Here is a 25,544-nt window from a genome sequence, read left to right as displayed (position 1 = left end):
ATTCCTTTGTAACACAAATTAAGAATTATGAAATATATTTTTTTCATTGCTACAGTAGTTTTGATGGGAGTTTATGATGCATCAGCACAGTATGGTTACGGTGGTGGGTATGGCGGTAATGGTTACGGACGCAGTCGTATGGGAAGTAGTATGATGGGAGCGGGTGCTACACAACAGGGGCCTAAAGAAGAGCCTAAAACTTCAGCAGAACTTGTTGATGAGCGCATAGATGAATATGTAACAGAGTTTGAGTTAGATCCTTTTGAGACTGAAGTATTGCGTACGTATTTAGAAACGCATTTTGACAATGTAATGGGTCTTCAAAAAGATAAAACTAAAGATGCAGAAACCATGCGCAAAGATTTTGAGCGTATGCAGAATGAATTTAAAGCAAATTTAAAGTCTATACTTTCTGAAGAAGAAATAGAAAAATTTATCACCATGGATTTTACATCTTCCGCAGTGCGTAAGCGAAAGAAAAACCGAGAGAATTAGTTTCAAAAGGTGCCTTGAGCACCTTTTTTTATTGGGGGTTAATGCGTATTTTCGACTATCAATTTTATTCTTTTTTATGCGTTATTTAATACTCTTCTCCATTTCCTTATTTTGTTTTTACAATACTGCTCAGGCACAAATTTTACCAGAGCGTGATCGCGCTGTTTTAGTAGATAGAATACTTGCCGATCGTTTTGAAAATGTATTACCTAATCTTATGTACCGCACCGGTATAGACATGTGGGTGTTAATCTCAAGAGAATATAATGAAGATCCTGTAATGCGAACGATGTTGCCGGCTACTTGGCTAAATGCACGCAGACGCACGATTTTAGTGTTTTATTGGAATGAGTCTAAAAATAAGTTAGAGAAACTTGCCGTTGCTAGATACAATATAGGTGATAGTATAACATCTGCCTGGGATAAGGAGCAGGAGCCAGACCAGTGGAAAGCCTTAATTAAAATCATAGAAGAGCGCAATCCTAATACAATAGCGCTTAATTATTCTAATGATTATGGTATTGCAGATGGTCTTGTAAAAACAGATTACGAGGCATTTATGAATGTTTTACCAGAATCGTATAAATCTAAAATAGTATCAGCAGAACCATTAGCGGTAGGCTGGGTAGAGACGAGAAGTCCGTTAGAGCTTCAACTTTTTCAAGAGCTTGTAGGCATCACGCACAATATCATTAAAGAAGCATTTAGTAGTAGCTTTATAAAGCCGGGAAAAACCACGACAGAGGATGTAGTCTGGTTTCTAAGACAAAAAGTTACAGACTTAGGGCTGGAAACCTGGTTTCACCCTACAGTAGATATACAGCGGGCAAATGAAAAGTTAGAGAGTCACCTTACTGCTTTTACAAACCATAATGAAGCGCAGGTTATTTTACCGGGAGATTTGATTCATTGTGATTTTGGCATTTCTTATTTACGTCTCAATACAGATTGCCAGCAGCACGCCTATATTTTAAAGGACGGGGAAACGAAAGCTCCTCAGTTTTTAGTAGATGCATTTGCTAAAGGAAACCAACTTCAAGACATTCTTACTTCAAAATTTGAAACCGGGAAAACCGGAAATACAATCCTAAAAGAATCTCTTACCGAAGCGAAAGCAGCAGGTTTAGTACCTTCTATTTATACACATCCGCTAGGCTTATACGGCCACTCTGCAGGTACCACAATAGGTATGTGGGATGCACAGGACGGTGTTGAAGGGTCTGGTGATTACAAACTGTTTCCCAATACAGTTTATGCAATAGAATTAAATACAACAGTAAATTTACCAGAATGGAATAAAGACATACGAATAATGCTTGAAGAAGCCGGTTTATGGACTTCTAAAGGCTTCAGCTATGTTAATAAGCGTCAGCAAGAGTTAATATTGATAGATTGAAATTAAGCTCCTTTTAAGAGTTTGTTCTGTTGACTTTTTCGGTAATATATTACGCTTATAGATAAGCCTACACCACAAAATGCTAGAACCGCACCTACTAATTCTGGTGAAGTATAGCCGTAACCTGCTGCTATAGGAAGTCCGCCTAAAAATGCGCCAATCGCATTAGCAATATTAAAAGCAGCCTGATTTACAGATGAGGCTAACATTTCAGACTCTTTAGCAGATTTTATCATCAACATCTGTATAGATGGAGCCGTAGAAAAGGCAAAAGCTCCGGTTACAAAAACCATTATTAGCATCATCCATTGTATAGGTGCAATAAAAGATATGGTGATTAAACAAATGGTCATTGCTCCCAGAAGTATTGCAGTCGCTTTGATAGGTGAAAATTTATCGGCTAATTTTCCGCCTAAAACATTTCCAAACGTCATACCTAGACCAGCAAGCATTAAAATGAAGATAACTATCTTATTGTCAAATCCGCTTACTTCAGTAAGTAGGGGAGTGATATAACTATACCAGGCAAAGAAGCCACCGGTCCCTATTGCGGTAATTCCCAGAATAAGCCAAAGTTCGGTACGCTTAAAGATTTTAAGAGCATCTTTTATGGGGATAGGTCTGTTCTTTTCAATCTTAGGCAACCAGAATGTAATTGCTAAAAGAGTAAGTACACCCACGGCCACCACAATCATAAAAGTGTACCTCCAGGAGATGTTATGTCCTACATAAGTACCTAAAGGAATTCCTATAATATTTGCTACAGTTAGACCGCTAAACATCATAGCCACAGCGCTTGCAGCTTTTTCTTTAGGAACTAACCTACTTGCCACTACAGCACCTACACCAAAAAATGCACCATGGGGTAAGCCAGAAAGTAAGCGAGATATAAACATGAGGTTGTAATTTGTGGCAAATATAGAAAGAGCGTTAAATGCGGTAAATGCCAGCATCAAGGCTAAAAGTATTTTTTTAGGAGAATAGTTTCCTGCAATAGCCACTAAAATGGGAGCGCCTATAACTACTCCCAAGGCATAAGCCGAGATAAAATGCCCCGCCTGCGGTATACTTATATTGAGATCTTTAGCGACATCAGGTAATATTCCCATCATCACAAACTCGGTCATTCCTATTCCAAAACCACCTATAGCTAAGGCAATTAGACTCTTCTTAAACATACAATAGTGTTTTGAATTACCATTCAATTATGCTGAATCAATAATTTTGCGCAAAGATAGGATAGAAATCTGGGCTACTGTAATGTTTACTTAACCGATTTAGTTAGTAGATTGAGAACATATAATATTAGTAATCTTATAAGGAGATGATCTTTTTAAGATTTAGTGAGAAGTTGTTTTCTTAAAAGTTATTATAAATGTTGTTCCCGCATTAGGGGTACTCGTAACTTCTATTGTACCGCCCAGACTTGTAATATGATTATAAACGAGATATAAGCCTATACCATTACTATCTTTTTGAGATGTGTTGTGAAAGCGCTGATGCAGTTTAAAAATAGAATCTCCTGCTTTATCCATATCTATTCCTATTCCGTTATCTGTATAGATAAGCTGTACAGTACCGCGCATTTGCTCTGTATGAATTTGTATTTCGGGAGTTTGGTTTGGTTTTGAATACTTAATAGAGTTGGTAATCAAATTTAAAAATACACTCGTAAGATAATGGGGAGAGAATACAACAGAAGGAGCTTTCTCAAAATTGGTAGTAAACTTTACGTTATCTCGTAGTATAAGTTGATGTATAGATGCTTTTGCTTCATTCAAAACAGTTTCAAAATCAACTTCTTTTAGTTGTAATGTTAATCGGTCTTTTTTAATCCAATTATTCATGTAAGAATTAATGACCTCATTAAGATTTTCGGTAGCAATTTTAAGTAAGCGTATATATTCAGCAGCTTCAGGATTATCAATTTTTGTAGTTTCTAGCAACTGATGTAATGCCATAAGATTACTCAACGGTGATCTTAAATCGTGAGAACTTGAGTAATTAAAAAACTTAAGGTCCTTATTACTTTCATTTAAATTTTGCAAAAGCTGATTACGCTTAATTTCAATATTTTTCTTAGCGGTTATATCTTTTGCAATTGCATAAACTATTTGTTCTTCTTTTAAGGCTATTGAAGACCAACTTAACCATACGGTACTTCCGTTTTTATGAACATAGCGATTCTCAAACTGAGTTAGGAGAGTGCTGTGTAATAGGTTTTTTCGTTTATTTCTAGTGAGAGCTCTATCTTCTTCAAAAATGAATTCTAAAATAGGTTTAGAAAATAACTCTGTTTCAGTATAGCCTAATGTATTTATAAATGCCGGATTTACCTTCTTAAAAAAACCGTCAAAACCCGCTACGCACATTAAATCTGGAGATAGCTCAAAAAAGAAATCTAGATTGTAGATTTCAGACGCTATATTGTGCTCATTAGATAGCATAATCTAATTTTTATAAAGTTCTGGTGTAATCTTTAAGGTTGCCGCTGGCAAACCATCATATCCTAAGTAATGGTAGTACAGGGTTACATCATTATCTCTAAAATAATCCATTTCAGGATTACTTTTTAAACGGGCTATTATTGTAGGTTTTACATATTTAGCTACGGTATCTTTATTTACAGAATCTGCTTTATATATAAGTGTGTAATAGTAATCAAAACTTTTTGCACCACGAGCCACAGCGCTATCTAAAGTGGTCTCTTCATCTAATTTAATGGGAGTTTGCTTATTGATTTTAATAGCTTCTTCTTTTAATATACTATATACATCAGCTTTTTTAAAAAAGAAATAGTGAACAGCATAATAAGATAGCGCCGCTGTAACTAAAAATACAATTGCAGTAATGATAAGCTTTGAGACCTTAGTATTCATAAGTTAGAAAACTAAACCTGTATTATTCCTAAATTAAACTTCTTTTCAATAGGTGCGTGGTTAGCAGCTTCAATACCTGTAGAAATCCAATTGCGTGTTTCTAAGGGGTCTATAATAGCATCTGTCCAAATACGTGATGCAGCATAATACGGAGAAACCTGCTCATCATAACGAGCTTTTATACGGTCGTACAGCTCTTTTTCAACTTCTTCAGTAATCTCTTTACCTTGTTTTTTAAGTGAAGCAGTTTCTATTTGTAATAAAACTTTTGCAGCACTATTACCACTCATAACAGCAAGCTCTGCAGACGGCCAGGCGACTATTAGGCGTGGGTCATATGCTTTTCCGCACATAGCATAATTACCGGCACCATAAGAGTTACCTATTACAATGGTAAATTTTGGCACTACCGAATTACTAACGGCATTTACCATCTTTGCACCATCTTTAATAATACCACCATGTTCACTTTTGCTTCCTACCATAAAACCGGTAACATCTTGTAAAAAAACCAAAGGAATTTTTTTCTGATTACAATTAGCAATAAAACGTGTGGCTTTATCTGCACTGTCGCTATAAATCACACCGCCAAACTGCATCTCGCCATTCTTAGTTTTTACAATTTTTCGCTGGTTAGCAACAATACCTACTGCCCAGCCATCTATACGTGCGTATGCTGTAATAAGTGTCTGCCCGTAGCCCTCTTTATATTCTTCAAATTCAGAATTATCAACAAGACGTTTAATGATCTCTTTCATATCATATTGATCACTACGCTTGGCAGGTAAAATTCCAAATATATCTTTAGGGTCTTCGGTAGGTTTTGAAGCGGCAATTCGGTTGAAACCCGCCTTATCAAAATCACCTATTTTGCCCATAATATTTTTTATTCTGGTAAGTGCATCTTTATCGTCTGTAGCTTTGTAATCTGTTACGCCACTTATCTCACAATGTGTTGTGGCGCCACCCAGCGTCTCATTATCTACACTCTCACCTATAGCAGCTTTGACCAAATAACTGCCGGCAAGAAAAATACTACCTGTTTTATCTACAATCATTGCCTCGTCACTCATAATGGGCAGGTAGGCACCACCGGCAACACAACTTCCCATTATTGCACTAATTTGAGTAATACCCATACTACTCATTACCGCATTGTTTCTAAAAATGCGTCCAAAATGTTCTTTGTCTGGGAAAATCTCATCCTGCATAGGTAAATAAACTCCGGCACTGTCAACGAGATAAATGATAGGCAGTCTGTTCTCAATGCTTATTTCTTGAGCTCTTAAATTTTTCTTACCTGTAATGGGAAACCACGCTCCGGCTTTTACAGTGGCGTCATTCGCAACCACAACGCAAAGTTTACCGCTTACCTTTCCTATTTTAACAACCACACCGCCACTTGGGCAACCGCCATGTTCTTCATACATACCGTCACCGGCAAATGCAGCTATTTCGACAGCTTTTTCGGGTTTGTCAAGTAGAAAATTTATGCGTTCACGTGCAGTAAGTTTACCTGCAGCGTGTTGTTTAGCGATACGTTGCTCACCACCTCCCAGTTTAACTTTAGCAAGACGTTGTTTAAGGTCTGAGGCAAGTAGTTTATTGTGATCTTCGTTTTTGTTGAATTTGATGTCCATATGCAATTTTTGGGCGTTCCCCACACTAAGGTGTGGGGCGGGCTCGCAGCGCTACACGCCAGCCGTTAGCTTTGGCGGGGTAACTGCTTTGATCCCTAACGCAGGATTGAATTGTAACGAAAATACGAAATCGGTATCGTAATCTTCAGTTATATTTATATGAAAAAAACGATATTTGTTTTTTACAGTATTTGCGTAAGGGATAGCAGCGGCATCCTGCTCTGAAGCTTAAACGAAAGAGCAGATATAGCGAATAGCCCGACTCTATTAGTTTTTACTAATAGAGTTACGCCCTAAATCTAAAAACCAATGATGAATAAAAATACAGTACTAAGCTGGGCAACCTTTATTATGATTGTTGTAGGTCTGGCACTTATAGCATTAGGTGCTTTTAGATATAACGAAATCGCCGGTTACGGTTTTGCCGCAGTGGGAGTTGGTTTTTTTGCAATTGCCTGGGTATTTAATGCTTTAAAGGGTCGTGTCTAATGTCTAAAGCACAACTTAAATCTCATTTATTAAGGCACTTAAAAGGTGGGGAGGCATTTATGCCTATAGATGATTTGCTTGATAAAATTAGTTTTAAAAATATAGGCGATCGCCCAGTAGGTTTGCCCTATTCTTTTTATGAGATTTTTTATCATATAAAATATGCTCAGAAAGACATCTTAGACTTTTGCACTTCAGAGCATTATGCATTACCTAACTGGCCTGCAGATTACTGGCCATTAGAAAAAACAGCTGAAACTAAAAAAGGATGGAAACTTCTTAAAGAGGATTTTTTTACAGACAGAATGCTATTAACAAGTTTTATCGAGAATGAGCAAACAGATCTAATGGCTGTAGCAAAACATGGCGAGAAGCAATCTGTATTGCGGGAATTAATGCTCGTTATTGAACACAATGCTTATCATACAGGGCAGCTCGCCATTATTTTACGACTTTTAGGTTTACATTAGAGCTCTAAGCCACTTCAACTGGTGTGGTTATTATTTTTTCAGGAGTGATAGGCAAATCGCGTACGCGCTTACCAGTCGCATTAAACACAGCATTAGAAATTGCTGCTGCAATACTTGTAATTCCTAATTCTCCTATACCTTTTACACCCATTGGGTTAGCGATATAATCTTCTTCAGGTAGAAAAATAACATCTATTTTACCTAGATCTAGATTTACAGGTACGTGATAATCTGCAAATGAACGTGTGATAAAATTACCGTGATTAGGCTCTATTTGCGAGTGCTCTGTTAAAGCCTGACCTATTCCCCAGGTAATACCGCCTATTATTTGCCCGTAAGCTGTTTTTGGATTTAAAATTTTACCTGCAGAGCCCACATTTACAAAATGCTCAAGACGTATCATCCCACTGTATTCGTCTACCCAGACCTCACAAAAGTTTGCACCAAAAGAATATACCGAGTATTTATCAAATTCAGCTGTGGGTCCTGCTGTACCTTCGGCTTCAAATTCTTTAAGTTTTGCTTTTTTCATAAGCTCTGCAATACTTAAATCTTCGCTGGTACCTGCCAGGGTTTTTAAGGTGGTAAAAGCATTATCGCAAGCAGCTTTAGCGCCATTTGTATACGAAGCTGCACCCCAAGATCCACCCGAACCCGGTGTTTTTGGAAATTTAGAATCTCCTAATTCTACACTTATTTGCTCAATAGGAATTTTTAAATATTCTGCAACCGTTTGTCCTATAATAGTATAACTACCGGTTCCTATATCTGTAGCGTCAGATTGTACGGTCGCAAGTAACTTTTCTCCCTCTAGTTTCAGGCTAATTTTAGCAGAACTTTCCATATATGGAGCCTGTCGTGATGATGCGCTCATGCCGTAACCTACCAGCCAGTTTTCTTTTTTGGTATGACCGGGATTTGGATTCCATTTATTTTTCCAATCAAACTTTTTTGCACCTATGCGTATACATTCTACAAGTTGTCTTGAAGAAAAGGGTTTGTCAACACTCAAATCGTGTTGTGTATCATTTTTAATACGAAGTTCTGCAGGATCCATTTGCAATTTAAATGCTAGCTCATCCATGGCAGATTCTAAAGCAAAGCTACCCGGCGCTTCACCCGGTGCACGCATCCATCGTGGTGACGGTAAGTTAAGCTTCATTAATTTATGCGTCACTAGCGAATTAGGTGTGTTGTATAACATACGCGTCATCGCGCCACATTGTTCCTGAAATTCTTCATAAACAGAAGTTGCTGCAGTAGTTTCATGAGCTACAGCGGTAAGTTTACCCTCTTTGTCTGCTCCCAATCGCATATGCTGGCGGTTGTGTTGTCTAAAACCTACAGCAGTAAACATTTCATGACGGGTTACAGTAAGCTGCACCGGTCTGCCGGTCATTTTTGCTGCCATGATTCCTAAAATACCGTGCTCTCTAAGTTGAAGTTTAGAACCAAATCCTCCTCCAACATAAGGAGTAATTACACGTACATTATCTTCAGAAATCTGAAAGGTATCTGCAATGGTTTTTACTGCATGCGCGACAATTTGAGTAGATGCATAGGCAGTTACTTTGTCACCTTCCCAGGTTGCAATTATATTGTGCAACTCCATAGGATGGTGATGTTCTATAGGTGTATTATAGGTGACATCTACTGTTTTAAAGGCTTCGTTCATACCTTTTTCAACATCTCCCCATTGCGTATTTGTGTGAGATTCCCCATTAATTTTTTTGGGCATGTAGAGTTCGTCTGTATGCTTATCAAAATCTATTTTAGGGTTCTCCTGATCATATGTAACTTTAACAAGATTTGCTGCGTAACGTGCCTGCTCAAAAGTTTCTGCTACTACAACACCTATGTACTCACCATAATAATGAACATCTGTAGTTTGTAAACTGGGAGAAATACTTTTTGTATCTGGAGATTCAAAGCGACCGCCATACCCTTTAAGTTTCATAGCATTTTCATGCGTGATAATTTTAAGGACGCCTTCTTGCTTTTCGGCTTCTGAGGTGTCTATGCTCAATATTTTACCTGCTGCAATAGTACTTTGTATTCCCTGAGCAAATGCCAAATTATCAATGGCAAATTCTGAAGAATATTTTGCTTTCCCCATTACTTTTAAAGTCCCTTCCAAGCGACTTATAGCATTGCCTGTTCCTGATTTTTTTTGATCTTTCATGAGGGTTGTTTTAACTTCTGGAAGTTGCTTGAAGAAGAGCTCTTACGAGTGTTTTCTTAGCTAATTCAATTTTATATATGTTCTGGTCTAACGGTTTTGCATCTTGAAGCGCAAGATCTGCCGCTGCTTCAAAAGTTTCTTTTGTTGCTTTTTTGCCAATTAGAAATTTTTCGACTTTGTCTAATTTCCAGGGTTTGTGAGCAACTTTACCTAATGCCAAACCGGCTTTTGTGATGGTATTATTTTCAATTTGTAATCCCACTGCTGCAGATACTAATGCAAATGCATAGCTTGAGCGTTCTCTTACTTTTAAATAATAATAATGTTTAGGATAAGCAGATTTAGGTAAATTTATAGCTGTGATTAACTCACCTGTATTTAAATTGGTGTCTTTTTCTGGTTGATCTCCCGGTAATCTGTGAAATTCTGAAAATGGAAGGGTGCGGGATTTTCCTTCCTGATTTTGAACAGTGACTGTCGCATCAAGAGCGGCTAGCGCCACACTCATATCTGAAGGATGCGTTGCAACGCATGATTCACTCCATCCAAAGATTGCATGTTTGCTATTAACACCGGTAAGCGCTCCACAACCGGTGCCGGGCTCTCTTTTATTACAAGGCATTGAAGTCTCATAAAAATAAGGACATCGTGTGCGCTGTAACAGATTGCCGCCATTTGTAGCCATATTGCGTATTTGCTCTGTTGCAGCGGCAAGAATAGCCATTGATAGCAGAGGATAATTTTCTTTTACTAAAGGATTATTGGCAGTATGAGTGTTACTTACCATTGCACCTAATAAAAGGCCTCCCGAAGCATTTTTTTGAATCTCTTTAAAAGGAAGATCTGCAACTTCTACGATATGATCTGGGCGTTCTACATCTTCTTTCATTAAATCAAGAAGATTAGTACCGCCACCTAGATAATGCGTTTTTTTATTCTGCGTGTGTTGTGATACAGCTTCTGAAGCAGATTGCGGACTGTGAAATTGAAAAGGTCTCATTGTGTTAGTTCTTTAATTAGTCTGCAGATCTACTGCTGTTAAGTTCTTCTTGTGTAGCAAAGCTCCAGCTAGGGTCTTTACCTTCTCCCAGATGCACTTCTTTAATAGCTTCAACAATATTGTTATAGGCCCCGCATCTACAAATGTTACCAGACATACGCTCACGTATTTCTTCATCAGAAAGCGTGGTTATCTTATCCTGTACATTAGGAGTAACATAACTTACTTCGCCGCGTTTTGCTTCATCTAAAAGGGCAACAGCAGAGCAAATTTGCCCTGGTGTGCAGTAACCACATTGAAAACCATCGTGTTTTAAAAAGGCTTCCTGTATAGGATGCATTTTATTGTTTTGAGCAAGACCTTCTACCGTGGTAATCTTTTTGTCTTTACATGTAGCAGAAAGCGTTAAGCATGAAAGTTTACGCTCACCGTCAATAATCACAGTACAGGCGCCGCATTGACCGTGATCGCAACCTTTTTTAGAACCGGTTAAATCTAACCGTTCGCGTAGCGCATCAAGTAATGTCATTCGGGAATCAACCATAAGCGGATGGATGTCACCGTTAATTTGAAGATTAACTTCAATAGCGTTTATTAAAGCTTTTGAATCCAATGGTGCTAAGTTTTTAGTTTTTTGAGCGAATAAATCTGATGTAAAATGCGGAAGCGCCATAAGGCTAATTCCTGCTGCAGACATTTGACCTAAAAAAGAACGGCGTGCGTTACCAAAAATTCCTAATTCGTCAAGTATTTTCTCTTCATCTTCGTGCATTCGTTTATTGGCATAGTCGCCAGAACTGTTTTTTGAATCATCCATCTACAATCGTTTTATTGATTAGCTACTAGTATTGTGAATAGTTCTAAATCTTGTAGTTACAAAAATCAGAGAACACTATTCAGCTTTGTTTCTTGGCATTTTTATAAAATTGAATAATATTTTTAAAAGTGTTGTTTTTCGGCTTGTTATATTTTTGCCAAATAACTTAAATATGGGAAATCGGCTATTTTTAAATACACGGAATTCAGGTTAATTAGGTGTTTTCTAACACAAGCCTTTTCAATACCTTTGCACGGCTATACGACAACCTATTAAAGGTCTTAAAGCATTAATTTAAAAGAGAAACGCATATGAGCGACGATAACAAAATAATTTTTTCAATGTCTGGGGTGAGTAAAACCTATCCCGGTGCAAATACTCCAGTATTAAAAAAGATATACCTAAGCTTTTTCTACGGAGCAAAAATTGGTATTCTAGGTCTTAACGGATCTGGTAAATCTACCTTGATGAAAATTATTGCAGGTTTGGATACTAATTTTCAGGGAGATGTAACTTCAGATAAAGAATTTTCGGTAGGCTACCTAGAACAAGAGCCTAAACTTGATCCTGAGAAAACCGTTCTTGAGATTGTAAAGGAAGGAGCTGCGGAAACCGTAGCAATACTTGATGAGTATAATAAAATAAATGATTCTTTTGGTCTTGAAGAAGTGTATTCTGATGCAGATAAGATGGATAAGCTTATGGCTCGTCAGGCTGTTTTACAAGATGAGATAGATGCACGTGGTGCGTGGGAGCTAGATAACAAACTTGAAGTTGCTATGGACGCATTACGCACGCCACCGGCAGATCAAAAGATAGGAGTACTTTCTGGTGGTGAAAAGAGACGTGTTGCTTTGTGTCGTTTGCTATTACAGGAGCCAGATGTATTGCTTCTTGATGAGCCTACTAACCACTTAGATGCAGAATCTGTACACTGGTTAGAACATCATTTAGCACAATATAAGGGTACTGTTATTGCTGTAACTCACGACCGTTATTTCTTAGATAATGTCGCAGGATGGATTCTTGAACTAGATCGTGGTGAAGGTATCCCCTGGAAAGGAAATTACTCATCCTGGCTAGATCAAAAATCTAAGCGAATGGCTCAGGAAAGTAAAACGGCTTCTAAACGCCAAAAGACGCTTGAGCGTGAGTTGGAGTGGGTGCGTCAGGGAGCTAAAGGTCGCCAGACAAAACAAAAAGCCCGTTTACAGAACTATGACAAAATGATGAGTCAGGATCAGAAACAGGTAGATGAGAAACTTGAGATTTACATTCCTAATGGACCTCGTTTAGGTACTAATGTAATTGAAGCTAAAGGAGTAAGTAAAGCTTTTGGAGATAAGTTATTGTATGAAGATTTAAACTTCAATCTTCCACAGGCAGGTATTGTAGGTATTATAGGGCCTAACGGTGCAGGTAAAACGACCATTTTCAAAATGATTATGGGTGAATTGCAGGCAGATAAAGGGGAGTTTGTGGTAGGAGATACAGCGCAGATTGCTTACGTAGATCAGAGCCATAGCAATATAGATCCCGAAAAAACAATTTGGCAGAACTTCTCAGACGAGCAGGAGCTTATTTTAATGGGAGGTAAAGAAGTAAACTCTAGAGCATATTTAAGTCGTTTTAACTTTAGCGGAAGCGAGCAAAACAAAAAAGTATCTACACTTTCTGGTGGAGAGCGCAATCGTCTACACCTTGCCATGACTTTAAGAGAAGAAGGTAACGTACTGCTGCTTGATGAGCCTACAAACGACCTTGACGTTAATACATTAAGAGCGCTTGAAGAAGGGCTTGAGAATTTTGCAGGTTGTGCTGTGGTTATTTCTCACGACCGCTGGTTCCTAGACCGTATTTGTACACATATTTTAGCATTTGAAGGGGATAGCCAGGTTTACTTTTTTGAAGGTGGTTTCTCTGAATATGAAGAAAATAAGAAAAAACGTTTAGGTGGGGATTTAATGCCAAAGCGTATTAAGTACAAAAAATTAGTTCGCTAACTACAACTAATCAAAATCTTTTAAAGCCTCTTAATTCTGTAAAGAATTAAGAGGCTTTTCTCTTTATACGTTATAGAACAATAGATTTAGTGTAGCCCTTCAAAATTGCTAATAAAATAATTCTATTTTTATTAATTCTAAATAGAGTAAAATCATTTGGATTTTTATATTTGCACTCAATTTAAAAGCAGTCTAAATAAAGAGAATTAAATTTTATAAATCCTGCCGATTAATTTTTAGATATAACCCTTTGATTAAATAAAATGAAGAAAAAAAAGAAGTATACCCTTAGAAAGTTAATAAATGACGTTCACCTCTGGTTGGGTTTAGGAAGTGGCATTATTTTATTTTTAGTATGTCTAAGCGGTACAATACTGGCTTTTGAACACGAGATTAAAGCTGCCTTTGCACAGAATTTAGTTGTAGAGCCTAGCGGGGAGAAACTAAATATAGAAGAACTAAAGACTACACTTGCTAAAACGCATAAAGGTATTCTTACAAGTATAACGATACCTGAAAAATCAAATAAGCCTTATACATTTACGATTAAAGAAAATCCTAGAGAACGTCGCGGTACAAATCTTCAGGTTAATCCCTATACAGCTGAAACATTAGTTCCTGAAGCAAATCCTGCTGATGCATTCTGCTTTTTCTTTTTTAAAATGCACCGTTGGTTACTTTTAGACTCTGCGATAGGAAGGCCTATTGTAGGTGTAGCGACAATTTTATTTTTAATTCTCTCCATAACCGGATTAGTACTGTGGTTTCCGAAGAAGGTAAAATGGAAAAATTTAAAATCGGGTTTCAAAATAAAAACTAAAGCAAACTGGAAACGTGTTAACCATGATTTACATAATACTCTTGGCTTTTATGCATTAATTTTTATAGTTATTATGGGCATAACTGGCTTATGCTGGTCATTTGAGAGTTATAAAAACGGATTGAGCGATTTAATAGGTGCAGCAATATTTAATAGGTCATCGCCAAAGTTTGATTATGAAGAAAACCCTAACGATGTCACTGCTAGTTTGGCAGAAGTTATAACCACTGTCAATGCAACTCTTGAATATCCCGGAGAATTATCTGTTAACTTACCTGGTGAGCGTTCTACCTATTACAGTATTAGAAAGTATAATGCTTCTAATTTTTCACCGGTAACCTATGATGCGGTTTATATATCTAAAGCAGGTGCTGTTTTAGGAGTAGAGAAATTTAGTGATAAGCCATTTAATGTGCAGGTAGCATCTCTCATTAGGCCTATACATACAGGAGAAGTGTATGGCTTCTTTTCAAAGCTTATTTATTTTATAGCGTGCCTTATCGCTACAAGTCTTCCGGTTACGGGAACGTTGATCTGGCTTAATAAAATGAAGAAAAAGAAAAAATAGTTTTCTCAGTATTAGAAAAGGGGTTTTTTCCCTTAGTTCATAATGCAGAAAGGGTGTTTTACGTAATTATTTAGTATTCAGTTTCTTATAATTTTAGATTCAACTTAAAATCTTTTATTATTATGAAACCACTAAACCATCACGGGCTTAAAGAAATGCCGCAATTGCGCTATATGTGCTCGCATCAATCTATACACGAAGAGCGCATAGGTCGTTTTGGACGTATTTTTCAAGACCATCCTGCAATGATGCTAAATCCTTCATCATTAATAGAAATGGGTAAAAAAGGAGGACCTATGGATGGTGGAACTTCTGATGATCTTACTCAAAATGTTCCTTTGGGTATGGTTTATCTGGGGCAATTTATTGATCATGATATAACCTTAGACACGACTTCTTCTTTTAATACAGCTAATGAAGCGACAGAGATAGAAAACTTTAGAACACCGGCTTTAGATCTTGACTGCATTTTTGGAGAAGGTCCTGAAGATGAACCCTTTTTATATGAATCTAATAGTTTACGTCTCTTAACCGGAAAAACGAATAATAATATTGGTCAGGGGGTTAGTTTAGAAAGTGAAGATCTGGCGCGTAATGGTCAGGGGAAAGCAATTATTGGAGACCCTCGTAATGATGAAAACCGAATAATATCACAGCTACAACTTGCTTTTATACGTTTTTACAATGCGATTTACACAGATATAGAATCTCATAATCCTACTGCTGAAGCGAAACATATTTATGAGGAAGCTCGTAAACTAACAACCTGGCACTATCAATGGATTGTTATTTATGAATTTTTGCCTACGATGTGTGGGGAAGTTATTGTAGATAAAGTTTTGGGTAGAGGGCGTCAATATTACAAACCCTATGAGCGGGCGTTTATTCCCGTAGAATTTTCAATAGGTACGTATCGATTTGGACATTCTATGATTACTCAAAAAGTAAAATTGAAACAAGGAGGTTCTACGTTTGATTTGTTTTCTAATAATATAGGCGGAGGCTTCAGTAAAATTACGAGTCTCAATCAGGTAATTGATTGGGAATGTTTTTTCGATTTTGACGGTAGCTATCAACGTGCTGCAAAATTAGATATGAAATTAGCAAGTACATTATTAGAACTTCCGTTTGTGCAGCCTGTTTCCCATCTAAGTTCATTAGCAACGCGTAATTTATTGAGAGGGCAATCATTTTTTATGCCTTCTGGAGAAGTGATAGCAGAATGTATGGGAAGAGAGGCTTCAGAAATTGCAGATGTACGCAGTCATATTTTAAACACAATTAACGGTCACGATATTGATTTTGATGCGGGAAGCCCTTTGTGGGCATACGTTCTTGCCGAAGCAGCAGATATAGGGCGGCACGATAAAGATGGTTTTAAACTGGGAGAAGGTATGGGACCCGTAGGAGGAACGATAACGGCAGAAGTTATAATTGGTTTGATGGAGCTCGATGCAAATTCATTTATGGGAAGTGATCGCAACTGGCAACCCACTCTAGGAACCGGCGGAAAATTCACGATTAAAGATTTACTTACGATATCAAAAAACGGTATTTAAAATAAAAGCTGAACTGATAAAGGCATCTTCAAATATTCTTGAAGATGCCTTTTGTCTTTAATGATGCCGTGTTTAAGGTAATTTTTCAATTTTCTTCATAATTATATCAGCTTCAGCATACTTATCATCACTGGCAGAGCGGTTACTTGTAGAAAGTTGAAAAGCTTCTTTCATAAGCTTTTCATACTGCTGTTGTAATTTCTCTTTTTCAGTTTTCTTTTTAAATAATCCTAACATGGTTCTTAATTTAAGTGAGCAATTTTTTCTTAAAGTTACTAAAGAAAAAGGGTAAGGCTAGATATTAAGGTGTAAAGTATTGTTATTACTAAGCAGCTCTGGTGTACTTGAATTATACTTTTAAGCGGCTGTTAGTTTGAGTACTTTTGTTTTCAAACTTAAATTGTATTCTATTTTGAATTTAAATCAGATAAAAGTCATCGCATTTGATGCAGATGATACGCTTTGGGTCAATGAGACGTTCTTTAGAGATGCCGAAATCGCTTTTGCAAAACAACTGTTAGATTATGGTGAGGAAGATGATATTGTAAGAATGCTTTTAGATACCGAAATTAAAAATTTAGATACCTATGGTTATGGAATTAAAGGTTTTACCTTATCTATGCTAGAAACCGCTCACCAGCTTATGGGAGACCGTATGAATTCTGAAATTACTGCATTTATTCTTGAAAAAGGAAAGCAAATGCTTGCCGAACCGGTAGAAGTATTACCGCATATTGAAGAGGTTTTAGCGCAGCTTTCAAAAAAATATAAACTGGTCGTTGCTACTAAAGGAGATTTACTCGATCAGGAGCGAAAGCTTATTAAAAGCGGACTTATAGACTACTTCCATCACGTAGAAATTGTTTCAGACAAAAAGGAAACCCAGTATAAAAAGCTGGTGAGGCACTTAGATATAAATGCTGATGAATTTTTGATGATAGGAAACTCGCTAAAGTCAGATGTTATTCCTGTGCTTGCGATGGGAGGATATGCAGTTCATATTCCATTTCATACTACGTGGTCGCATGAACAGGTAGATGAAGATATTAATCACTCAAAATTTAAAGCTCTTAAAAGTGCTAAAGAATTATTAGAATTGCTTTAAATCACTGTCTTCTAGGTAAAAAACTACGCAGAATATATATTAGAGCAGCGATACCTAAGCCTAGTAATAGACCTTTACCAAAGCTGGCATTAAACAGCCATGTGATGATAGCAATTATGGCGAGCGCTCCAAAAAGAATGATTGCACGTTTATGTTCTTCTTTCATAAAAACAAAGATACATATATGCAGAATATTACTTAATTCATTTTAATAATAATAAACAAACGTGTTTTTCTTTTTTGTAAGTTTGCTCGCTTTTTAAGGGCAGAAATCTAGTGGTTTCATTTAAAAACAGTAAATTAAAGTCGCTGTTTTATTAACGGTTACACACTTTTGAATCTTGAAAAGCGTTAACAGTAAATTAGCCAGATAAGCTTAACACTAATCAAATTTAGAATTTTATGGAAAATGAGAATAAAAACAACGGTATTAAGATCATAACGGGTATTCTAGCCGTTCTTCTTATCATAGCCGGTGCTTTTGCAATTAAACTGTACAACCAGGAAAAAAACACAAAAGCAGAATTAACTGAAGAAAAAGAGCTTGTACTTAATGACCTTAAACAAATGGTTACCAAGTATGATGCTGTTATTGAAGAAAACAATCTTAAAGATACAGAGCTTAACCAGGCTAGAGATCGTATTCAAACTTTAATTGATTCTGTACAAAAAATGGAAGCTAATGTTTCTGTTTTACGCAAATACCGCGATGAGGTTTATAAGCTTAAAAAAGAGCGCGATTATTTATTTGCTCAGAACGACAGTTTAAAAGGTATGAATCGTGTTTTAGCTATGCGAGTAGATAGTACTACTTATGAGTTAGAAGTATCACAGATGAAGCGTGATAGTCTTACTTTAGCAAAAGACGCTCTTGCTGAAAAAGTTGCTTTAGGTTCTACTCTTGCAGCAAATAAACTGGTAGGTACCGGTGTCATCGTAAGAAACAGTGGTAAACTTGTAGAAAATGATAATGCACGTCGTGTAGATCGTATTAGAGCTTGTTACACAGTACCTCAAAACAGAATTGCTGAAGCAGGTGATAAAGAACTTTATGTGCAGGTTTTAGATCCTCAGAATAATATTCTAGGAGATAATAAAACTGTAACTATAGATAATACAACCAGTATTACATATAGTACAATTTCTAAGTTTTACTATGAGAATACAGCTCTTGATATCTGTGAAAATATTGCTCCTAAAGGAAGAGATTTTCCTAAAGGTTTATACAAAATCAATGTTTTTGATGGTGGTAAGGTAATTGCTACAACCAGTCTGGTTTTAGATTAAGTTATCAAACTTCTCTAATAAAAGCGACCGTTTTAGATTTCTAAAACGGTCGCTTTTTTTTATGTAGTACAATGAAATTTATTTTCCGCCATTGGCTTGTAAATCTGCGAGACAGAATTCATCAAAAGTAGGCAGGCTATTCATAACACCACCTACCGCATTGCCTACTGTCTGAAAGTACATTAAACAATCTTCTTGATTACAATGTTTGTTTAATTTGTCTACGCCGGCATCATCAGGTTGCTCGTCTTCATGTGGGGTTACCATAGCTGTACCTAAATTAACCAGGCCAAAAAGGTGTCCAAATTCGTGCTGAGTTGTAATGCTTTCGAGTAGGGTTAGATTAGCACCTCCTATACGATTGCTAAATTCTTTTAGAGTTTTTTCAAAAATAATACACGACGTGTTTAGGTATGCGGTACCTAGAATACGACTATTTCCCTCATCACTCTCTGAGTTTTGGTCAGCAAAAAAAATCCAGACAGCAAGCTCATCTCCCGCATTAAAAATAGTTCTGTTATCTTTCTCAATCTTTACATACTCTTCTCTACTTAAACTACCAACTGTTGTGGCGGGTACAACTGTTTCGGTGATTGTGATGCCATCTGGTTTATTAAGGCGTGCGTTAAAGAAGTCTTTCAAGTTATTAATTGTAGTTGCAGATGGTTTAAAACCGTTAACATAAGCGATCTCAACGTGCAACCCAGTAAAACTTTCAGCGCTCAAAAAGTCTCGTGCAGCTGTTCCTAGGCTTTTGTTATTTGCTGCTTTAGGATCTACCGTGACTTCATTGCTACTATCGCTAGAACAGGATATAGTAAGGAAAACAAATACTAGAATTAAGTAGGGGGTAATTGATTTTAAGTTCATTTTTTTGTTTTAAAAGGTGCTAAAAGTAACTAAACGTAGATTTATTAGCTCTTGTTGTATAGGCTTTAATACAGTTTTAGCACTTTTGAATATTAGGGTTTTGTAATTATAATCTTCTTCAAATAATTTACGTAACTATTCTATTTAAGGTTTCGTAAGCTTGGCGAGGTATTCAAAATGTGGCCCGTCTGCAATTTTCTCACATACTAAACCTATTGCTAAAGCTTCTTTTTTTAAAGTTTCAAAATCAAGATAGAGCCAGTCAAATGATTTAGAGGTTTTATTTTTATAAGATATTTTAAAAGTTACTTCGCCATAGTAATCCCGAGTTGCATCGCGCCAATAACTCCCGTCTTCCTCTTCATACATAAAAGCGATGTCTGAAGAATCTACCAGAATTTGGCCAGAATCATTTAAAAGAAGCTCCAAATGTTTGAGATAGTCCTGTACAAATTCTAATCGCTGAAAAATACCGGTACCATTCATCATTAAGAGCAGCGTGTCAAATTTTTCTTTAGAATAGTCACGTATATCGGCCTGTATTGTTTTATGTATGCCCCTTTTCTTACATACTTCAATAGCTCCTGTAGATTGATCTAGCGCTATTACATCAATACCTTTATTCTGTAAGTATAGCGCGTGACTCCCTGCACAGGAGCCTATATCAAGAGTTTTTCCTGTAGTCAGATCTAATGCCTTTTGTTCGAGGTCGGGCATTTCTGCATACGATCTAAAAAGATAGGGTACAGGTATCACGTCATCTTCGGTTAATGAAGAAATTACTGTGATGTCTTCTGTATAATTATTATTGTAAAAATCAAGTAGTGCCCTGCCAAAAATATCAGGGTTTTCAGAATCTTTTTTCAGCATATAATGAGGCCGTTTATTTACTTATTTTTGTGGTATGGATGAATTTATTGAGCAGTTACCCAATCTTGCCAAAGATAAGCATAAAGAAAATGCTACCTATTTTAAAAAACTGAAGCGTAAGCCGCCAAAGGATTTAGATTATCAAATGCAGGATTTGCACGAAGAAGAATTTAAGCAAACAGATTGTCTTGAATGTGCAAACTGCTGCAAAACTACCGGTCCGCTCTTTACAGATAGAGACATAAGCCGCATTGCAAAACATTTTAGAATGAAAGATGTGCAGTTTATAGATACCTATTTGCGCATAGACGAAGACAAAGATTATGTCTTACAAAGCGTGCCGTGTACCTTTTTAGGGTCAGATAATTACTGTATGATTTACGATGTTCGGCCAAAAGCCTGTGCCGAATTCCCGCATACAGACCGAAAGAAATTTCAACAGATTACAAATATCACACTTAAGAATATTCCGGTATGTCCCGCAGCCTATAATATTGTCGAGAAAATGAAAGAACGCATTAAATTGAAATAAAAATAGAAGCTATGAAAACAGTATTTACCTTTTTAATTTTACTACTAACAGCAGTTGGGTATAGTCAAATTATTCCAGCAGATAAAAGTGCATTTGCGCACACCTTTTCAATAGTAGCCAGAGATGCAAAAACCGGTGAGATGGCAGTTGCTGTTCAAAGCCACTGGTTTAGTGTAGGCTCTTTAGTCTCCTGGGGAAAGAGTGGGGTAGGCGTAGTAGCGACCCAGTCTTTTGTAAATCCTGCGTATGGGCCTAAAGGATTAAAGTTAATGCAGGATGGCCTGTCTGCAGAAAAAGCACTAGAGCAACTTATTGCCGAAGATGAAGGCAAAGCCTACCGCCAGGTGGCTTTTCTAGATGTCAACGGAACAGCTTCAGCATACACCGGTGCAAAATGTGTGATTTATGCAGATCAGATTACCGGTGATAATTTTTCGGTACAGGCAAATATGATGTTGACTGATAAAACGGTTCCTGCGATGGAAAAAGCTTTTAAAGAAAATGAAACTCTGCCGCTGGCAGAACGTATGGTTGCGGTTTTAAAAGCGGCAGAGCAGGCCGGTGGTGATATCCGCGGAAAGCAAAGTGCAGCAATAATCGTAGTGGGTCCTGATTTAGTTGAAAACGCGTGGGAAGAATATAAGATTAATTTACGTGTAGATGATCACGAGAATCCTATTGAAGAACTTGATCGATTACTGAAAGTGGCTCGTGCTTATGAGTATATGAATAATGGAGATCTGGCCGTTGAAGCAGGCGATATGCCCGAAGCTTTAAAACAATACGGTACTGCTGAAACCATGTTTCCTGATAATCTTGAAATGAAATTCTGGAAAGCAGTTGCTATGGCAAATGACGGTCAGTTAGAAGAATCTAAACCTATATTCAAAGGTATTTTTGAGCAAAATGAAAACTGGAGAGAGATGATAGGCCGTTTAGTTAAACCGGGACTGCTAACGGTGAGTGAAGAACAGGTTAAGGAAATTCAAAACCTATAGATTAAATACATTAATGTTCAACTGAAAAAAAATTAGTAGATAATTAAATTAAAAATCCCCGGAGAATTCTCTTCGGGGATTTTATTTTAAAAAATAGGTCTTTGATTTAGAACTTAATCATCTAGTCCGCCACGGCGTGTACTATCTCTAGCCTCAGGCCAGGTCATTTGCTCTCCGGTTCTTTTGTTTATAGGCAAAACAATTTGTTCACGGGAAGTTTTATCTTCATCTTCACTTGCCATATAGGCTAAAACTGCGGTAAGGATTACATTATTTTGCACATCGTCCCAAACGATTTTGTCATAGGTGTCACGGTTAGTGTGCCATGTATAATTCCAGTAATCCCAGCTTAGCGAACTTAAATTGAATGCCGGTGCGCCAGCAGCTACAAAGGAAGCATAGTCAGAACCTCCACGCCCCGGAGCTCCCGGAAAATTAGTTTCTATACTCGCAACTTCATCAGGTACTGCGTTTAACCAGCTTCCGAGATAATCATAAGCGTTTAAAAAACCGTTGCCCGAAATCGTTGCTACACGACCAGTCCCGTTATCCTGATTAAATACGGCTTGTACACCTTCAACAATCTCTGGGTGGTCTTTTACAAATGAGCGAGAGCCGTTAAGACCTTGTTCTTCGCTTCCCCAATGTCCTACGAGTATAGTACGTTTTGGGTTAGGATATACTTTTTTAAGAATACGCATAGCTTCCATCATAACAAGTGTACCGGTACCATTATCTGTGGCTCCCTGTGCGCCATCCCAAGAATCAAAATGTGCTGATAGAATTACATATTCTTCTGGTTTTTCAGTTCCTTTAATTTGAGCAATTGTATTAAAAGTAGGCGCTTCTCCCATATTCTTGGATTCTGCTATCACCTTTATAGTAGGTTTGTCACCATAATCTGCAAGACGGTATAATAGGCCATAATCTTCTAATGCGATATCAACCATAGGTATTTTATCAGTGTAAGCAGAAAATACTTTGTTTACTCCAAAACCTCTAGACCAGTTGCTAGTAATTACACCTACAGCCCCTGCTTTCTCAAGTATTTTAGGGAGTTCGCGAGAAGAATATCCGGTTGTTTTAATACGTGTATTCCAGGCATCGTTTTGAGCTTCTCTATCTTTTTTCATTTTTTCAAATGATTCTGGTGTTGCCCATTTTTCCCAGTTATCATCTGGTCTTCCGGTAGGCTGTGGCATAGAAATTAAGACAAATTTTCCTTTTACCTGAGCAAGCATATTTTGAAAACTTATCGAGTCTTTTGCCTCTGGAAGTATTACCACTTCGGCTTCTACACCTTTTGACGATGTCGAAGGACTCCACGCAAGTTGCATACCTTCAAGACTTACACTACGCGGGCTTACTAAATCTATATGTGTGATACCGCGGTCCCAGCCTTTCCATACTCCCCATTGCTCATTTTCTGCAGGGATGCCCCAGTCTGTATAGGTATTAACTGCCCAGTCGTGAGCTTGTTTCATTTCTGGAGAACCTACAAGTCGCGGTCCTACAACATCAAGTAATTGATGGGCTAGTAATTTGAGTTGCGAGTTTGTTGTAGCTTCATCTACAATACTTTTTACAGTTTCCTGCTGATTTTGAGCAAAAATACCTGTACTCATCATTAGACCTAAAACTGGTAGATAAAAGTTTTTTTTCATTAAAATAGTGTGTTAGTTATGTCTTAAAAATAAAACAACCGTTTTTAATAAAACACTTAGCAGCTAAGGTTTTATCAAGGACGGTTGTTCTTTAACAGATTTACAAACTTAATTTGCTATTGAGGAGAATACAATGTTTCTAAACTTCCACGGAGTTTCATCTTTACCATTTACGGTTTGCTTCATTATAATACCGATAATATTCTCTACAGGATCTGCAAAATATTGTGTGTTAAAATAGCCGCCCCATTCAAAAGTCCCGGCACTTCCCTGACCACCTTTTTTAGAACCGGCTTCTTCAATTACTTTAAAAGCCAGGCCGTGACCCGCTCCCTGATCTGCCCAGATATCACCCATTTGATTACTTAAGATAACAGCTACTGTAGAAGGGCTTAGAATGCGTTTTCCGTTTAAAGATCCACCGTTAAGATACATTTGTAAAAATTGTGCATAGTCTGTTATAGTACTTGAAAGGCCTGCGCCACCCGCAAAGAACGTCTTAGCACCTTTTATAGGATAATCTGGTTCAAAAAAATCTGTAGCCTTAGCATCTACCCATTTGTTATTCTCGTCAAGAGATTGTATTGCAACGAGACGATCTTGTTTGGCTTTTGGTAAATAGAACCAGGTGTCGTGCATACCCAAAGGGTCTAGAACTTCTTTTCTTAAAAACTCATCTAAGGGCTGGCCGCTTAATAGTTCAATCAAATAGCCTACAACATCAACGCCTTCGCTGTATACCCAGTTTTCACCGGGATTATGATGCAAGGGTAGTTTTGCCAATTTTGGTTCGTTTTCTGCAAGTGTTACCGGTTTTGTAGTAAAACCATCTATAATACCTGCATCTGCATAAATTTTTCTAAATCTGGGGTCACTGTCTATACTGCCATAACCTATGCCCGAAGTATGGGTTAATAAATGTCTTATTGTAATGGGATTTGAAGCAGGATGTGTGGTGTAGCTGCCATCTGGTAATAAACTATCTAATACCTGAGCATCATTAAATTCTGGAATGTATTTGCTTATAGGATCGTCTAATTGAAATTTACCACGTTCCCATAAAATCATTGCTCCTGTTGAAGTGATTGCTTTAGTCTGTGAGGCAATTCTAAAAATAGCGTCTTTCTTGAGTTCTTTATTATCTGATGTTGAAGTGCCAAAGGCTTTGTGATAAACAAGCTTGCCATTTCTAGCAACCAGAGCTACAATTCCTGGTATTTCATTATTCTTAATAGCAGAAACAGCCATAGAATCTATATAAGATAAATGTTGTGCACTCATCCCTTCTTTGTCGGGGTTGGCAGTAGGTAAGAGGATCTGATTTTGTTGAGCTGCCAGATTAAGGCAAAAAAATAACGCCCCATAAAAGGCGTATTTGTGTATTTTAAATTTCATATTATATAATTGAAAGCATTATTATTATGTCGAAAAAATAAGTTTTATTTAGAGGTTTTGTGCGATGATGCGCCTAAGGTTATTATTTTTCCTGAAGAGCTTGAATTTTTAGTGTTTATTTTTTCTTGAGATAATTTTATCTCATTATTTTGGGATTGATACTCTCTCAATGTAAGACTCAATGTTTGATATCCTACCATATTAAAAAGAATTGTGTCTTCCTGCTTAACCCCATTTGCTTGCTCAAAATAGAATACTCCGTTATTTTTTGAGGTAACACCTTTCTTAATAGATTTTATAAAAACATTTACCCCTGCGATGGGTTCTTCAGTTTTAAGATCTGTTATGGTGCCATACAAACGTTGTCCGTAAAATGTAGACGTAAATACTAAACAAATAATGACTATAAACGATTTCATTTCTGCCTTACTTTTAAACTTAAATGTGCTTCATTAAGAAGCTTTTAAAAAAATAGATATTAAAAATACAGAAATATATATCGTTT

25 protein-coding genes are annotated in these 25,544 nt (G+C 37.1%); 11 read left to right on the top strand and 14 right to left on the bottom strand.

Translation table 11 applies throughout. The features are described 5' to 3' along the window. Positions 1 to 27 precede the first annotated feature (27 nt). Together ACEN25_RS11445 and ACEN25_RS11440 are read left to right on the top strand one after the other, a co-directional pair. A complete protein-coding gene (locus tag ACEN25_RS11445) occupies positions 28 to 495 on the top strand; it encodes a hypothetical protein (protein WP_441803030.1) in 468 nt (155 codons plus the stop codon). 76 nt (positions 496 to 571) lie between these two features. Continuing rightward, positions 572 to 1,891, top strand: a complete 1,320-nt coding sequence (locus tag ACEN25_RS11440) for a M24 family metallopeptidase (protein WP_441803029.1) — start codon at positions 572 to 574, stop codon at positions 1,889 to 1,891. A gap of 2 nt (positions 1,892 to 1,893) precedes the next feature. Here the strand turns inward: ACEN25_RS11440 and ACEN25_RS11435 are convergent, their stop codons facing one another. From ACEN25_RS11435 to ACEN25_RS11420, 4 genes are all read right to left on the bottom strand, one after another. Next, complete coding sequence (locus tag ACEN25_RS11435; RefSeq protein ID WP_441803028.1) at positions 1,894 to 3,069, bottom strand: MFS transporter; 1,176 nt, start codon at positions 3,067 to 3,069, stop codon at positions 1,894 to 1,896. A gap of 162 nt (positions 3,070 to 3,231) precedes the next feature. Beyond that, the gene (locus tag ACEN25_RS11430) at positions 3,232 to 4,338 is read right to left on the bottom strand and encodes a PAS domain-containing sensor histidine kinase (protein ID WP_441803027.1); all 1,107 of its coding nucleotides are present in this window, start codon (positions 4,336 to 4,338) and stop codon (positions 3,232 to 3,234) included. A gap of 3 nt (positions 4,339 to 4,341) precedes the next feature. Beyond that, positions 4,342 to 4,770, bottom strand: a complete 429-nt coding sequence (locus ACEN25_RS11425) for a hypothetical protein (RefSeq protein WP_441803026.1) — start codon at positions 4,768 to 4,770, stop codon at positions 4,342 to 4,344. Between the two features lie 11 nt (positions 4,771 to 4,781). Next, the gene (locus ACEN25_RS11420) at positions 4,782 to 6,410 is read right to left on the bottom strand and encodes an acyl-CoA carboxylase subunit beta (RefSeq protein WP_441803025.1); all 1,629 of its coding nucleotides are present in this window, start codon (positions 6,408 to 6,410) and stop codon (positions 4,782 to 4,784) included. A 312-nt stretch (positions 6,411 to 6,722) separates the two neighbouring features. Between ACEN25_RS11420 and ACEN25_RS11415 the strand changes: the two genes are divergently transcribed. Together ACEN25_RS11415 and ACEN25_RS11410 are read left to right on the top strand one after the other, a co-directional pair. Then, a complete protein-coding gene (locus tag ACEN25_RS11415; protein ID WP_234405886.1) occupies positions 6,723 to 6,899 on the top strand; it encodes a CAL67264 family membrane protein in 177 nt (58 codons plus the stop codon). Then, positions 6,899 to 7,369 (top strand): DinB family protein, encoded by a 471-nt coding sequence (locus tag ACEN25_RS11410; protein ID WP_441803024.1) that lies wholly within the window; start codon positions 6,899 to 6,901, stop codon positions 7,367 to 7,369. Before ACEN25_RS11415 ends, ACEN25_RS11410 begins: the two co-directional genes overlap by 1 nt. A 4-nt stretch (positions 7,370 to 7,373) precedes the next feature. Here the strand turns inward: ACEN25_RS11410 and ACEN25_RS11405 are convergent, their stop codons facing one another. The 3 genes from ACEN25_RS11405 to ACEN25_RS11395 are packed head-to-tail and all read right to left on the bottom strand — an operon-like array spanning position 7,374 to position 11,368. Continuing rightward, entirely contained in the window at positions 7,374 to 9,551 is a 2,178-nt protein-coding gene (locus tag ACEN25_RS11405) for a xanthine dehydrogenase family protein molybdopterin-binding subunit (protein ID WP_441803023.1), read from the bottom strand. Positions 9,552 to 9,561: 10 nt separating this feature from the next. Continuing rightward, on the bottom strand, positions 9,562 to 10,551 hold the full coding sequence (locus tag ACEN25_RS11400) for an FAD binding domain-containing protein (protein WP_441803022.1): 990 nt from the start codon (positions 10,549 to 10,551) through the stop codon (positions 9,562 to 9,564). A gap of 16 nt (positions 10,552 to 10,567) precedes the next feature. Beyond that, the gene (locus tag ACEN25_RS11395) at positions 10,568 to 11,368 is read right to left on the bottom strand and encodes a 2Fe-2S iron-sulfur cluster-binding protein (protein ID WP_028377764.1); all 801 of its coding nucleotides are present in this window, start codon (positions 11,366 to 11,368) and stop codon (positions 10,568 to 10,570) included. Between the two features lie 311 nt (positions 11,369 to 11,679). Between ACEN25_RS11395 and ettA the strand changes: the two genes are divergently transcribed. The 3 genes from ettA to ACEN25_RS11380 all read left to right on the top strand — a co-directional run bounded on the left by ettA (position 11,680) and on the right by ACEN25_RS11380 (position 16,318). Further along, entirely contained in the window at positions 11,680 to 13,371 is a 1,692-nt protein-coding gene (gene ettA, locus ACEN25_RS11390; RefSeq protein ID WP_028377765.1) for an energy-dependent translational throttle protein EttA, read from the top strand. Between the two features lie 263 nt (positions 13,372 to 13,634). Further along, positions 13,635 to 14,759 (top strand): PepSY-associated TM helix domain-containing protein, encoded by a 1,125-nt coding sequence (locus ACEN25_RS11385; RefSeq protein WP_441803021.1) that lies wholly within the window; start codon positions 13,635 to 13,637, stop codon positions 14,757 to 14,759. A 122-nt stretch (positions 14,760 to 14,881) separates the two neighbouring features. Beyond that, entirely contained in the window at positions 14,882 to 16,318 is a 1,437-nt protein-coding gene (locus ACEN25_RS11380) for a peroxidase family protein (protein ID WP_028377767.1), read from the top strand. 72 nt (positions 16,319 to 16,390) lie between these two features. Here ACEN25_RS11380 and ACEN25_RS11375 read toward each other — a convergent pair whose 3' ends face one another. Further along, on the bottom strand, positions 16,391 to 16,555 hold the full coding sequence (locus ACEN25_RS11375) for a Lacal_2735 family protein (protein ID WP_441803020.1): 165 nt from the start codon (positions 16,553 to 16,555) through the stop codon (positions 16,391 to 16,393). A 175-nt stretch (positions 16,556 to 16,730) separates the two neighbouring features. Between ACEN25_RS11375 and ACEN25_RS11370 the strand changes: the two genes are divergently transcribed. Continuing rightward, positions 16,731 to 17,423, top strand: a complete 693-nt coding sequence (locus ACEN25_RS11370; RefSeq protein ID WP_028377768.1) for an HAD family hydrolase — start codon at positions 16,731 to 16,733, stop codon at positions 17,421 to 17,423. 1 nt (position 17,424) lies between these two features. Here ACEN25_RS11370 and ACEN25_RS11365 read toward each other — a convergent pair whose 3' ends face one another. Next, positions 17,425 to 17,589 carry a hypothetical protein gene (locus ACEN25_RS11365; protein ID WP_396510985.1) on the bottom strand — a complete coding sequence of 55 codons (165 nt, stop codon included), beginning with the start codon at positions 17,587 to 17,589 and terminating at the stop codon, positions 17,425 to 17,427. A 236-nt stretch (positions 17,590 to 17,825) separates the two neighbouring features. Here ACEN25_RS11365 and ACEN25_RS11360 point away from each other — a divergent pair, with 236 nt between their 5' ends. After that, entirely contained in the window at positions 17,826 to 18,710 is an 885-nt protein-coding gene (locus ACEN25_RS11360; RefSeq protein ID WP_028377769.1) for a hypothetical protein, read from the top strand. Positions 18,711 to 18,788: 78 nt separating this feature from the next. Here the strand turns inward: ACEN25_RS11360 and ACEN25_RS11355 are convergent, their stop codons facing one another. Together ACEN25_RS11355 and ACEN25_RS11350 are read right to left on the bottom strand one after the other, a co-directional pair. Then, positions 18,789 to 19,580, bottom strand: a complete 792-nt coding sequence (locus ACEN25_RS11355) for a hypothetical protein (RefSeq protein ID WP_441803019.1) — start codon at positions 19,578 to 19,580, stop codon at positions 18,789 to 18,791. A 144-nt stretch (positions 19,581 to 19,724) separates the two neighbouring features. Continuing rightward, on the bottom strand, positions 19,725 to 20,450 hold the full coding sequence (locus ACEN25_RS11350) for a class I SAM-dependent methyltransferase (RefSeq protein WP_441803018.1): 726 nt from the start codon (positions 20,448 to 20,450) through the stop codon (positions 19,725 to 19,727). Between the two features lie 34 nt (positions 20,451 to 20,484). Between ACEN25_RS11350 and ACEN25_RS11345 the strand changes: the two genes are divergently transcribed. Together ACEN25_RS11345 and ACEN25_RS11340 are read left to right on the top strand one after the other, a co-directional pair. Then, positions 20,485 to 20,982: a YkgJ family cysteine cluster protein gene (locus ACEN25_RS11345; protein WP_441803017.1), complete on the top strand. Its 498-nt coding sequence runs from the start codon at positions 20,485 to 20,487 to the stop codon at positions 20,980 to 20,982. An 11-nt stretch (positions 20,983 to 20,993) separates the two neighbouring features. Further along, a complete protein-coding gene (locus ACEN25_RS11340; RefSeq protein WP_441803016.1) occupies positions 20,994 to 21,980 on the top strand; it encodes a DUF1028 domain-containing protein in 987 nt (328 codons plus the stop codon). 113 nt (positions 21,981 to 22,093) lie between these two features. Here the strand turns inward: ACEN25_RS11340 and ACEN25_RS11335 are convergent, their stop codons facing one another. From ACEN25_RS11335 to ACEN25_RS11325, 3 genes are all read right to left on the bottom strand, one after another. Next, positions 22,094 to 23,644, bottom strand: coding sequence for a M20/M25/M40 family metallo-hydrolase (locus ACEN25_RS11335; protein ID WP_441803015.1), 1,551 nt, complete (start codon positions 23,642 to 23,644; stop codon positions 22,094 to 22,096). 108 nt (positions 23,645 to 23,752) lie between these two features. After that, positions 23,753 to 25,039 (bottom strand): serine hydrolase domain-containing protein, encoded by a 1,287-nt coding sequence (locus ACEN25_RS11330; RefSeq protein ID WP_441803014.1) that lies wholly within the window; start codon positions 25,037 to 25,039, stop codon positions 23,753 to 23,755. Between the two features lie 44 nt (positions 25,040 to 25,083). Next, positions 25,084 to 25,458, bottom strand: coding sequence for a carboxypeptidase-like regulatory domain-containing protein (locus ACEN25_RS11325; protein ID WP_441803013.1), 375 nt, complete (start codon positions 25,456 to 25,458; stop codon positions 25,084 to 25,086). Between the last annotated feature and the right edge of the window lie 86 nt (positions 25,459 to 25,544).

Origin of the sequence: Leeuwenhoekiella sp. W20_SRS_FM14 (assembly GCF_052119605.1) — a bacterium.
Classification (GTDB): Bacteria; Bacteroidota; Bacteroidia; order Flavobacteriales; family Flavobacteriaceae; genus Leeuwenhoekiella.
The sequence above is the reverse complement of the archived record's forward strand: the minus strand, read 5'-3'. Positions and strand labels throughout refer to the sequence as shown.